General features: G+C 72.6%; 4 protein-coding genes. All 4 read right to left on the reverse strand.

The window, feature by feature from the left end:
• Positions 1-207 precede the first annotated feature (207 nt).
• The 4 genes from PPSIR1_RS34030 to PPSIR1_RS34045 all read right to left on the reverse strand — a co-directional run bounded on the left by PPSIR1_RS34030 (position 208) and on the right by PPSIR1_RS34045 (position 12,386).
• Entirely contained in the window at positions 208-2,106 is a 1,899-nt protein-coding gene (locus PPSIR1_RS34030) for a hypothetical protein (RefSeq protein ID WP_006975794.1), read from the reverse strand.
• Positions 2,107-2,155: 49 nt separating this feature from the next.
• Complete coding sequence (locus tag PPSIR1_RS34035; RefSeq protein WP_006975795.1) at positions 2,156-8,884, reverse strand: HEAT repeat domain-containing protein; 6,729 nt, start codon at positions 8,882-8,884, stop codon at positions 2,156-2,158.
• Between the two features lie 21 nt (positions 8,885-8,905).
• Positions 8,906-11,707, reverse strand: coding sequence for a hypothetical protein (locus PPSIR1_RS34040; protein ID WP_006975796.1), 2,802 nt, complete (start codon positions 11,705-11,707; stop codon positions 8,906-8,908).
• A gap of 355 nt (positions 11,708-12,062) precedes the next feature.
• Positions 12,063-12,386: a hypothetical protein gene (locus tag PPSIR1_RS34045; protein ID WP_157596262.1), complete on the reverse strand. Its 324-nt coding sequence runs from the start codon at positions 12,384-12,386 to the stop codon at positions 12,063-12,065.
• Positions 12,387-12,455: the final 69 nt, after the last annotated feature.

A 12,455-nucleotide genomic window follows, 5' to 3' on the forward strand; every position in this document is an offset into this window, starting at 1 on the left:
TGCGCCAGACAAACCACGAACAGCCTACCTTGTGGAGAGTGTCGGAGTGAAGTGCCCGGACGGCGCGGCGCCGCCCTGTGCTGAGCACGGCTAACGATCCCGGCTCCTCCACCCCTAGCTGCTGGTCTATGTCGCTCGTGATTCGACGCTAGTCGTCGCGCTCCTTTCTGTCAATCTCTGTTTGCCCTGCGGATGCAGAATTGGTGATCAGACCATCTCGGCCGCGGAGGCGTCGATGAAGCCCTTGTCGCCCAGAGCCTCGAGCCGACCGAAGTACTCGTCGCGAGCGTCGTCGGCCGAGGCGAAGCGCAGCCTGTGCATGCGCATGTGTTGGGGGTGAGTGCCCCAGCGGACGACGACCTCACGATCGTCGAGGGACACCCGGTAGGTCAGCGAGCCCGTGTTCGCGGCCCCGCTCTTGTTGTCGGAGGCGGCCCGACGCGGAGCCTGGCGACGGACCAGCACGCGGGTCTCGGCGCGGATGAGCTTGCGCCCCTCCTCGGTCCCGCGGGCGCGCTCGAGCTCGGCCTGGCGCCGGGCAAAGAGCAAGCGCAGGGCGATCATCGGCACGGTCGGGCCCTCGCGCAGGCCCGAGCGGCGAAACTGCGGGCTCGTGCAGGTGGCGTCGACCGTTCGACCTTCGCGGTCGATGGTGAACGAGCTGCGGTAGGTCCGGTGGGCCGCCGAGTCGACGACCTCGCCCTCGATGCGCGTGCCCTGTCCGCCCAGCTCGTGGACCTTGGTCAGGGTCACGGCCTGCTTCTCGGCCAGCAGGCGGTGGGCCTGCTCCTCCCGGGCGTCGCGGTAGCGCAGGGCCTCGGCGTCGGGGGGGTTGGCGAGGAGCGAGCGGGCCAGGAAGCGGCCGTTGGCCAGGTCGTGGACCACCGTCCCGCGCTGCATGTGATGCAAGATGGCCTGGCGCGCCCCGGCCACGTCTGCGCCCATTTTCTCCTGGAGCTCGGCGAGGGTCAGGCCCGCGTCCGCGCCCTGCAGGGCCGTCAGCGCGGCCTCGGCGAGCTTGGCCTTCACCTCGCCCGCGACCAGCAGGTCGAAGGTCGCGATGCCGGCCCAGCCGCTGTCGGTCCAGCCCGAGAGCGCGAGGGTCAGCTCGGCGTCGCCGAGATCGAGGATGTAGTAGGCCGGCAGCCCGGCGCCGACCAGGCGCACGCGCACGGACTTGCAGTGGGGCAAGAGCCGGGCGAGGACGCTGAGCCGACGCCGACCCCAGGTGCGCACGACCACCGGGGTCGCGCCCTGGTAGGCCGGGCCCGTGCCCTCGATGAGCTGCTCCCAGGGCTCGAGGATCATCCGCGGCGCCTCGCCGGGGACGAGCTCGAAGCGCAGCGCCCGGGGCGAGGTCTTGGCCCGGCGCATGCGCAGGGTCAGCAACACGTTGTAGAGGTCGATGGGCGAGAGCTCGAACTCCCGCGCCGGCAGGGTCGAGGCGGCCTGGACCTGGCCGAAGGCCCGGAGCCAGCGCAGCGGGACCTCGAGCTCGCGCTCGGTCACGCCCTCGCCCGACTCGGCCGCGGCAGCCCCTGCCCCGATCTCGAGGGTCGACTCGCGGTACGAACGCATGCGCCCGATGCCCCGGGTCAGGACCTCGTCGATGGCCAGGTGGGTCGTACCGGGGGTGACCGACTCGGCCGTGTAGCCCTCGCCGCTGCGGATGAACAGCCGGGCGTAGGCCGACTCATCCGTCGAGAACACCTCGATGGCGACGCCGGCCTCGGACACGGTCAGCACGGGATCGAGGGGCCCGCGGCCGCTGCCCTCCTCGTCGTCCCCGGACTCGCCGCCGTACTTCTCGGCCAAAAAGCGCTTTTGCGCGTCCCAGACCTCGTTGCTGACGCGCTTGCCCTGGGCGATGAGGTAGGCCAGGTAGTCGGCCCGGTCCCGCGCCTTGAAGCGCAGGTCCGAGGCGAGCACGTCGGCCACGGTCATCAGGGCATCGCGCGCGACCCCGGGGCGGGTGAGCTTGGCGACCAGGCCCGCCTCGCGCAGGCCGTCCGTGGGCAGGTGCAGGCGGAAGCTCTCGTCGTCGGTGACGGGCTCGGAAGCGGCGGCGTAGCGCAGCTTGACGGCGGCGACATCGTTGGCGCTCATCGTTGTCCTCCCAGAGAGTCCAGAGAGAGTAGTTCGGCGAAGTGGTGCATCACGCGGGCGCTCCCTTGGCGTTGGCGGTCGTGGTCTTGCCGCGCTGGGCCCGACGCAGGGCCTTGTAGGCGACCTTGCGCACGGCCTCGTCCTCGCCGTCGCGCTCGAGCAGACCCTGGAGCGTGGTCACGGCCTGATCCGTGCCCAGGCGCCCGAGGGAGGCGATGGCGGTGAGCCGCGCCGGGTCCTTGCCCGCGGCCTCGGCCACGGCCACGAGGGCGTCGAAGCGGGCGTCGCCCAGCAGCACCGGCAGGGCCAAGCGGCGGCGCTCGGCGGTCTCGAGCAGCTGCTGGCCACCGGCGCCGCGGATCGCAACCTCGATGACCGGCGCGACGGCGACCTGGTCAGCGACGCTGAGGCGATCGACGACCTCGCGGGCCGACTCGCCCGTGTCGCCGCCCTTGCTCAGCAGCGCGGCGATGGCCGCACCCGCGGCCGAGCGCACGGTCGCGTCGCGGTGGCTCAGGCTCGGCTCGATGGCCGCGATGTCGTCGGCGCCGCCTTGGGCCCCGAGGTAGCGCAGGGCCTTGGCGAGCACCGAGGTCGGGACCTCGCCGCTCCCCGAGAGCAGCCCGCGGACCGTGCCGTGGACCTCGACGCCGGCCTGGGTCGCGGCCCACAAGCTCGCGCCCCAGGCCCGCTCGTGCGCGGCCTTGTCCTCCTTGGAGGCGCCGCGCCAGCCCTTGGCCGCCCGATCGACGGCCAGGGCGATGGGCTCGGCCAGGGCCGCCGCCTTGGCGCGCGTCCCCTCCTCGCCGCTGCCCGCCGCCGCGCCGACGATCCACGCCGCGTCGGCCCGCTGGGCCGCGGCCTCGCCGGTGAGCAGCTCCTCGAGGCTCGCCGGGCACTCGCCGCGCCGGACCAGACCCCGACGCAGGCGCTGGCGCACCTCGTCCTGGCGGATCTCGGTCATGCGCGCCACGAGGATCTCTGGATCGCCGTGGGTCGCCAGGTAGGACGCCGCCGGCCCGCTCAGGGCCGCGTGCTTGCTGCGCAGCGCGACCAGGGCCGTGCGCGTCTGCTCCCCGGGCAACACCTGCTCGAGGGCCTCGTGCGCGGCCTTGGCCAGGCTCTGGGAGTTATCCGAGAGCAGCTCCGCCAGCACGGCCTCGGAAGCCGCGGCCGCCGTGCCGAGCTCGCCCAGCTCCTTGATGGCCGCCAGGCGGATGGCCTCGGGCTCGAGGCGCTCCTTGGCGACGCCTTCGATCAGCGCCCGGCTGCGCTCGTCGCCCGCCCGGCGCAAGCCCGCCAGCGCGCCCAGGCGCTCGTTTTGCTGACCCTGGGCCGCGGCCCGCTCGACGGTCTCGCGGATCCGGTCGCGCTCGTCGGGCTCTTGGAGCCGCGGCAAGATCGCGCCCAGGGCCTCGAGCACCGTCGGCGCGAGGGCCCGGTCCTCGTCGCTGAGCTCGACGTCGGGGCCGGGGTCCAAGAGCAGCTCGAGATCCTCGAGGGCCCGGCGATCGCCGAGGCGCCCGAGGGCGAGGATGGCTCGGCGCCGCTCGGCGTCGAAGCCCGCCTTGAGCACGAGCAGCAGGGGCTGGAAGGCCTCGCCCTTGCCCTGAGCCGCCATGCCCTCGGCCGCGGGCAGCACCAGCTCGCGCCGGCCCGCTTCCAGGGTCGCCTTCAGCGCGTCGAGGGTCGCGCCCTCGACCCACTCGGCGCGGAACGAGAGCACCTCGCAGGCCGCCACGCGCACCGTCTCTTCGCGGTCCTCGAGCAGCCGCGCCAGCAGGGCCTCGGCCCCGATGTCGTCGACGTCGCGGAGCAGCCGGGCGGCCTTTTCACGCAGGCCCGCGTCGGTGCCGTTGACGATCACGCCCAGCCACTCGAGCAGCAGGGGCTCGCGGTAGCGCTGGCGCGTCACCCCGTTGGCCAGGCGCACGCGCTCGGCCTCTGGATCGCGGGCGATGCCGACGAGGGCGTCGTAGCTGCGCCCGCGCAGGCCCGCGTCGTCCTCGGTCACGAAGCGCAGCAGCACCGGCGCCCCCGCGGGATCGGCCACCCGCCGCAGGGCGCCCACGAGCGCGCCGCGATCTGCCGTGCGCTCGGGGTCGTCCTCGAGGCGCGCCGCCAGGACCTCGGCCGCGGCTTGCTTGGCCCGGGACACCGGGACCTCCGCGCCGCCTTCGCTGGCCTTGCGGACCTTCGACAGCGACACGACGGCCTCCATGGCGCGGGTCGCCGTGCGCTTGTCTTCGCCGCGCAGGAAGGCCGCGAGCACGTCGAGGGTGCGCAGGTCGCCGCGGCGCGCCAGGGCGCTGGCCGCCTTGAGGCGCAGGTCGTCGTGGTCGCTCTCCATGGCCCGCAGCAGCGCCACGGCCACGCGCTCGTCCTTGGCGTCGACCAGGCGATCGACCACGGACAGGCGCAGGTCCGCGTGCTGGCTGCCCAGCGCCACGAACCAGGGCTCGAGGCTGTCGGCCTCGAACAGCTTTTGGATCTGCATCAGCGCGTGCCCGCGGACCTCTGCGTTGGGCGCATCGACGCCCTCGAGGGCCATGGCCCGCGCGGCTTCATCCCCGCCCAGGGCCTGCTGCACCAGCTCGTCGATGGCGGCCCGACCCACGTCGGCCGCGGAGCTCTGCAGGCACAGGCCCAGGGGCTCGACGGCCCCCTCGGCGTAGAGGCCCCGGAGCGCGGCCACGGCCGCCCGGCGCACGAGGTGGTTGGGGTCGCTCAGCGCCCGGCGCAGCACCGGCAGCACCGCGTCGCGCCCGACGACCTCGCCCGCGGCGAGCTTGCCCAGGCGGTCGATGCTGTCCCGGCGCACGCGGTGGGTCTCGTCGTGAGCCCCCGGCGCGGGGGCCTGGCGGACCAGGCCGGCGTAAGTGCCGAACACCAGGCGGCGGAAGTCCTCGCCCGCGCCCCCCGTGCTCGAGCCCGCCGTGTCGCGCAGCTGCGTGACCTTGCCCGCCGCGTCCCCGGCCGCGTCCTTGCTAGCCGCGGCCAGATCCCGAGCGGAGCCGATGAGTCGGCGGATCCACCCGCGCCGCGGCGTCGCCCGGCGCTCGCGGTCCTCGTAGTTGGTCTGCGGCACGGTCGCGTCGGCGCCCTCGGAAGCATCCGAGACCGTCGAGACCTTCGGCCCCTTGAGCCGGCCCGCCTCGCGCCAAAACGCCAGGGCCTGGGCGCGCAGCGAGAGCACGCGGGCGGCGGCGTAGCGCAGCGAGGGGTCGTCGCTGGCCAGGCACTCGACGATCATCCGCAGCCGAGCCGCGCGCTCGCCCTCCTCGGGCCACTTCTTCATGTCGCCGGCGCGGTCGGGCTTGGGCGGCCCGACGAGCTCGGTGGCGAAGGTCATCAACCCCTCGGCGTCGCCCCGCTCCTCGAGGGCGCGGGCGGCCGCGAAGCGGATCACCGGCTCCGAAGAGGCCAGCGCCGCGAGCATGAGGTCCGGGCGCTGCCCCCGGCGGACCCGGGCGACGTCGCGGGCGACGACGATGGCGAACACCAGGTCGAGGATCTCCCGATCTCGGTCTTCGAGGCCGCGCAGCAAGCCGCGGGCGCCGTCGGGGCCCAGGGCCGCCAGGCTCAAGATGGCGCCGAGGCGGATCGGGCGGTGGTCGTGGGCCAAGGTCCCGACCAGCACCGGGACCGCGCGCACGTCACCCAGGCGGGCGAGGCCCTCGGCGATCCAGCTGCGCACCGGCAGATCGTTGTGGGACAGGGCCGCGAGCAGGATCTGCGTGTCCTGAGCGGTGCAGGCCGTGGCCAGGCCGCGGCTCGCCTCCTCGCGGACCAGGGGCTCGCCGTCGTCGAGGAGCTCGACGAAGAAGGGGATGGTCCCGCGGTCGCCGACGTCGGCCATGGCCCGGGCGGCGCGGTGACGCAGCTCGCTGCTGGGCCGGCGCGGGTCGGACTCGGGCATGGTCAGCAGGCCGCGCATGGGCGGCAGGGCCCGGTCGTCGCGACGCTTGCCGCACAGCTCCGCCGCGCGCACGCGCAGGCCGTAGAACTTGCTCCCGAACGCCGTCGACCAGGCGTGCTGGTCCCGGGGCAGGACGCGGTCGAGGGTCTCGATGGCCTCGGTGTGGACCGCGGCGTGCTCGTCATCGAGGAGCTCGATGAGCCGCTTGCGGACCAGATCCTTGGGCGCCTTGCGGGCCCCGTTGGCGCCCAGGGCCCGGACCTTGGGCCGCGGAGAGCCCATCGCCGCGAGGTAGACCTCGGCCTTGTTCTTGTAGCGGCTGACCCGGTCCTTGGCCTTCTTGGACTTGACCAGGCCCTCGTAGGCCGCCGCGCCCACGCCCGCGTCCTGGTCGGGCACGAGCTCGAGCAGCAGCTCGTCGGCCCAGCTGTCGGGCACCCGCTCGAGCTCCTCGATGACGCGCTTGCGGATGTCGGCGTGGCGCGAGCGCGCGCCGCGGGTCAGGGGCACCTGGGGGTTCGGGGGCTTGGCCGAGTGCCAGGCCCACAGGGTCTTGAAGGCCTCGGAGCGGACCTGCGCGGCCTCGTCGTCGAGGGCGTTGCCGAGCAGCTCGTCGGCGCGGCCGGCCAGCTCGGTGTTGCCGCTGCGCTTGCCCGAGCCGCCGAACTCCACGAGCAGCTGCAGGGCCCGCTTGCGCACGTCCTGGCTGGCCGCGCCCAGGGCCAGCTCGGCCAGGTCGAGGGCGCCCGCGTCCTCGCGATCCGAGGCGAGGATCTGCAGGTTCTCGAACACCGCCGTGCGCACGCCGGCGTCGGGGTCGTCGAGCAGCCACTGCAGCCGCGCGGCCAGGCGATCGTCGTGGGGCATGGCCAGGATGCCCGTGGTCAGGGCGCCCGCGACGGCCTTGCGCACGCCCGCGTCGGCCTCGCGCGAGAGCTGCAAGAGCGCGCCCGTGGCCCGACCGTCGCCGAGCACCGCGAGGCTCAGGGCCCCGCGCAGGGCCGTGTCGGCGTAGCGACAGGCCATGGCGGCGAACAGCGGCTCGAGGCTGGCGGGGCCGAGCTCGGCCTTGGCGTCGCCGTCGGTGAGCTTGCAGCCGAGCTTCTCGAGCTTGGACAGCTCGGTCTTGAAGGTCCCGCGCAGGCGCGCGAGCAGGTCGGGGTGGATGCCGATCGACAGCAGGAAGGCCGTCTCGCGGACCTCCGCGTCGCCGTCGTCGAGGGCGTCTTCAAAGAGATCGCGGCCGGTCGGGTCGGCCAGCGCCCCCTCGCCCGCGACCTTGTCCAGGCGCAGCTTCAGGAGCTTCAGCAGCGCCGCGATGCGGACGTCGGCGGGGCCCTGCTCGTAGGCCGTGCGCAGGGGCGCCCGCGAGCCGGCGGGCTCGAGCTTGCACAGGGCCTCGAGGGCGGCCGTGCGGACCTCGGACTTCTTGTCCTTGAGGCGGTCGGCGATGAGGCCGGGGACCAGGGGCGAGACCTCGCGCAGCCCGGGCAGCTGCTCGACGGCGTGCTTGCGCAGGTCGGCGTGCTTGCCGTTGGCCGCCGCGCGCACCGGCGCCAGCGACTTTTGCCCCTGGATGGAGCGCAGGGCCTTCAGCGCGGCGAAGCGGACCTTCTGATCCTTGTCGCCGAGGGCCTCGGTCAGCGCCGGGCGGCTGCGTCGGCGCTTGCCCGAGGCGATCAGCTCGGCGGCGCGCTTGCGGACCTCGGGCTTGTTGTCCTTGGCCAGGGCGCGGTCGAGGAGCACCCGGGCCGAGTCCTCGGGCAGCTTGGCCAGGGTCTCGAGGGCGCCGACCCGCTTTTCTTGCTTGCGGGCCTTGAGGTCGTCGGCGAGCTCGGCGAAGGCCGAGGCGATGCGGTCGACGTCGTCGGCCGGCGAGGACTGGCCGTCGAGGTCGATGACCAGCACGCGGCGCTTGCTATCCACCATGACGAGAGAGCCGCCCTCGTCGTGGTCCTTGGCGCGGTAGGGCTTGAGCCAGCCGAGGCCGCGGATCTGGATGGCGCCCAGCTCGACGGTCTTGGGCTTGCGCCGGGTGTCGTGGATCCAGGCCTTGAGCTTGCCGTCCACGCCGACGCTGAGCAGCCGGCGGGTGCGCTCGCGGCCGGCCTCGTCGGTCAGCTGGAGCCCGAGCACCAGGCCCGTGACCGCGCCCGTGTGGGCCTCGTCCCGGGACCGGTCCTCCTCGTCGGCGGCGCCTTCGAGGTAGCTGACGCGGATCGAGCCGTCGCCGCAGCCCGCGATGATCCGCCCGTCGCCGGTGAACTCGAGGGCCGTGACGGCCTTGTCGCCCTCGCCCGCAGGCATCTCGCGGACGCCCTCGAGCTTCAGGTCTTCGCCGATCACCCGGACCGTGCCGTCGTCGCCGCCCACGGCCAGCTTGCCCGACTTGCTGTCGAACGCGGCGCAGCGCAGCGGCCGAGGGCTCAAGCGCGCGCGCAGGCGCTCGCGGAGGCTCTGGTTCTCGAGCTCGTAGACCGCGAGGTGGCCCGAGTCGTCGACCACGGCCACGCGCAGCCCCTTGGCGTCGCTGGCGATGGCCGTCACGCCCACGCCCACGCCGTGGCGGTGGCTGAACACGGCCTTCTTCTCGTCGCCGCTGACCACGAAGCCGTGGACCTCACCGGCCGAGCCGCCCGCGAGCAGCAGGTCGCCGGCGGCGAAGTTCAGGGCGTGGATCGAGCCTCCGACCTCGAAGCTGGCCAGGTGCGCCAGCTTCGACTTGGCGTAGACGTGGACCTGCGAGCTCTCGACCGAGGCGGCGTCGCGCTCACCGGCGACGGCCAGCTGACGGCCAGAGCGCGAGCCGGCGACGGCCCACAGGTGCTCGAGGTGCGTTCCAAATTTTTGCGTCCCCATGCGAATGCGTCCTCTCGAGTGTCAGGCGCTCAGGGCGGGTGGGAGCTGGGTGGAGATGCCCGAGTGGGTGGCGCGGATGCGGGCCAGCGCCGCGACGCAGGCCTGCCACTCGCCCCGAGCTTGGGAGTGCATGAATTCGTCGAGCACGACCACGGCGATGGGCGCGAACTCGCCGTCCTCGACGGCCAGGTCGCGGACCACCTCGACCAGGCGCCGCTTGCCCTCGCTCGCCGCGAGCTGCCGCTTGGGCAGGCCGGCGATGGGCTCGCGCCGCTCCGTGCGGCCCGGCGGCAGGCCAAACATGACCGTGCGCAAGAACTGGCGCAGGGCCTCGCCGGTCTCGAAGCGCTCGCTGCCCTCGGGCGCCGAGGCCAGGACCTCGACCTTCGCCTGCGCCCGCGAGGGGACGCCCGGGCCCTTCTTGGGCGTCCACGAGGCCGGGATGGTCTCGGGGCGGTGCTGCTCCCAGAGCAGGCGCACGGCGAACAGCCGGACCTCGCGGTCGGGGCTCTCCATCAGCCAGGCCAAGCGCGCGGCGCCGCCGAGGGCCCGGTAGTGCCGGCGAATCAGGGCCGAGGCGACCTCGCGGCTCGACTTGACCGCGCTCTCGGCCAGGGCGAACACCCGCGCTGGGATCAGCCAGTCGACGGGCGGCGTGGGCTTGTCGTCGTGCTCTTCACCGATCGACAGCAACACCTCGCTGCCGATCTTGCGCGGCTCCTTGTAGTCGCTGGCCGCCAGCGCATAGACCAGGTCGCGGTCGCCCCAGCGGACCAGCTCCTGCCCAGCCACGGCCGCGGCGAAGCGGCGCACGTCCGGGCGCGGATCCAAGAGCAGACCCCTGGCGCGGTCGAGGCCGTAGTCCTCGGACTTCAGCTTGGCCTCGAGCACGCCCCGCAGCGGGTCGTCCTTGTCGGGCCCGATGCCGGGGTGGTGGTAGACGAGGTAGGTCTGGGCGAACACGCGGACGGCCTCGGGCTGGGCCTTGCCGCCGTCGCTGCCCGCGGCCATGGACCACAGCCGGTCGACGCCCGCCGCCCGATCGCCGCCGCCGAACACCTCCGGGGCGTAGTGCTCGAGCAGGTAGTTGCGGGCGAAGCTCGACAGCTCCGGGTCGGGGTGGCGGGCCAGCTCGAGCAGCCAGGACAGGCGCAGGCGCTTCGGCTTGACCTTGGCCGGGTCGCCGAGCACGGCCAGCGCGGTGCTGCGAAGGCGCACGTTGGACACCAGGCCCTCGAGCCACGCGACGTCGAGCTGGTCCTTTTTGAGCACCCCCGAGCGCAGCCACTGGCTGATCGTGTCGGAGGACTCGGGGTCGAGGAGCTTGGCCTTGATCCACTCGACGCCGATCTCTTTGACCGGGCGCGAGCGCAGCTGGTCGTAGACCCGGCGCTTGTCCCAGTAGCTCAGCTGCGGGCTCTCGACGACGTGCTTGAGCAGGGCCGCCGAGGGCTTTTGCTTGTGCTTCTCGAAGAATTTTTCGACCCACTGGCGCTGGCGCCAGCCGCCGGTGATCAGCGAGAGGTAGAGCGCCGGGGTCAGGTCCTTGGGCGTGAACCCGGCCTCGAGCATCTTGGTCGCAAACTTTTGCGCCGAGGTGTCGAGCAGGGCGATCAGCCCGACCAGGCCGATGCGCTTGGGGTCGAGCTTCTCGAGCCGCGACTGGGCGAACTTGCGGGCCGGCGAGGTCGCGTTTTGGAGCAGCTTCAACAGCACCTCGGCCGACAGGTCGTCGCCCTTGGCGTGGTTCTTGGCGTACTCGATGGCGTACTTGGCCGCCTTCTCGCTGGGCGAGCCCAGCAGCTGCAGGACCATGGCGTGCAGCCCCAGCCCGGCCAGCTTCGACTGGTGGAACTCGGGGTTGCGCTCGAGCAAGGAGATCACGAACTCGTGGACCGAGCCCGCGGGCTTGCGGCCCAGGCGGCCGAGCCAGGCCGGGTCGACCTCGCGCAGGGTCTCGGGGAAGTCGGCCTCGAGGGCCCGGGTCGCAAAGCGCAGCACGCCGTCGTTGTTGGAGTCCTCGATGAGCCGCAGCAGCGGCTCGGCCGAGAGCTTCCAGGCCGCATCGAAGGCGCGGTTGCTCAGCTTGTCCGGCGGCGAGGAGTACCAGCCCGCGCTGCGCGAGCCGACCAGCGACTGGTGGTTCCAGATCTGATGGATGATCCAGCAGCCGTAGGGGGTGTAGCCGGCCTCGTAGTGGCGCAGGACCTGGACGGCGAACTGCGGGTAGAGCTCGGGCACGGCAGCGCCCAGCTGCCGGAGGTAACGCCAGGCGCGGCGGCGCAGGTACAGGGCCGTCGCCGGGCTGACCTCGTTGTAGTTGTAGGGCTTGTTCGTGAACACGTCGAGGCGCCACGCGAGCACCCCAAACAGCTCGGCGTCGTGGCGCTGCTCGGCCAGCTTGTAGATGCGCTTGAAGCCCCGCCAGATGCCCCAACCCATCTTGGCGCGGCGAAACACGTCGATGAGCGCCGAGCGTCCCCACTCGTCCCCGCGCTCGTAGAGCGCGATCAGCAGGTCGCCCAGGCGCAGGCGCGGCGGCGGGTTGTCGGCCGCCATCAGCGACTCCCAGGCCTCGGTCCGGATCGCCTTGATCTCGTCGTCGCTCTTGCCCCACAGCGAGTAGGGCGAGAGGGTCTGGCGCAGCTTGGCCAGGGTCCAGGAGTCCTGGCCCAGGGGCTTGGCCTCGCTGGCCGGCGCGCCCTCGGGGCGGTCCTCCGGGGGGTCCGGGAGGTTCAGGTAGCGCACGATCAGATCCGCGAGTTGGGGGTCGCGGTTGTCGATGGCTCCGGTGATGTCCGCAAAGGTGACGTCCCGACTCACTGGCTCGCTCCTTGTCCCGGCGCCGCCGGGCAGATGGGGGAAGCTGGCGCGACGCCTTGGGGAAGGGTCAGCGCAAACGGACGAGCAGTGTTGATCGTCGGGCGCGAGCGCCGCAAGACAAAAATGTGCGCATTTCCAAACGAAATGGATCGCTATGGGCGATGGGAGATCAAAGCGCCTGGTCCATCACCAAAGGTGCTGGACTGGACCGAGGATCACATCGGCTGCGAGTCGACCGATCTACTAGATCGGATCGCGAAGCCCTCGCAACCAACGATTGTCGACCATCGTGGACAGCACCGATGGCTGCCGCGATGGTCGACGAAGCTCTGCGAGTTCGCGAAGTATGCCGAGCTCAGAGCGCTTCGATGCGCTTCAAGTTGTCGGCCGCTCCGGGGGCCAGCGCGAAGGTCTTGAGGCTCGAGTGGCAGGTCTTGCACGAGAGCTCCTCGCCCGCGGCCTTGCCCTTCTTGAGCACCGCCTTCATGTAGGTCTTGGCCCCGGCCCGTCCGCCGTCCTTGCAGGCCTTCTCGACCTTCGACGAGCTGAACTTCTTGGTCGTGCACGCCTCGCCCTCCTCGGCCTGCGCGGGAGCGCCCATGAAGGCGCCGCCGAGGCCGATGGCCGCCACGGCGGCGAAGGACAGAGCGGTCGTTGCGAAGCGCTGGCGAGAAAGCATCTCCCCCATTATGCGCGAAACGGGGCGCGAGTTACACCCGCGCCCCGTCGATGGCAGCCATCGAGCTGA

It is taken from the genome of Plesiocystis pacifica SIR-1, from assembly GCF_000170895.1.
In the GTDB taxonomy this organism is placed as follows: domain Bacteria; phylum Myxococcota_A; class Polyangia; order Nannocystales; family Nannocystaceae; genus Plesiocystis; species Plesiocystis pacifica.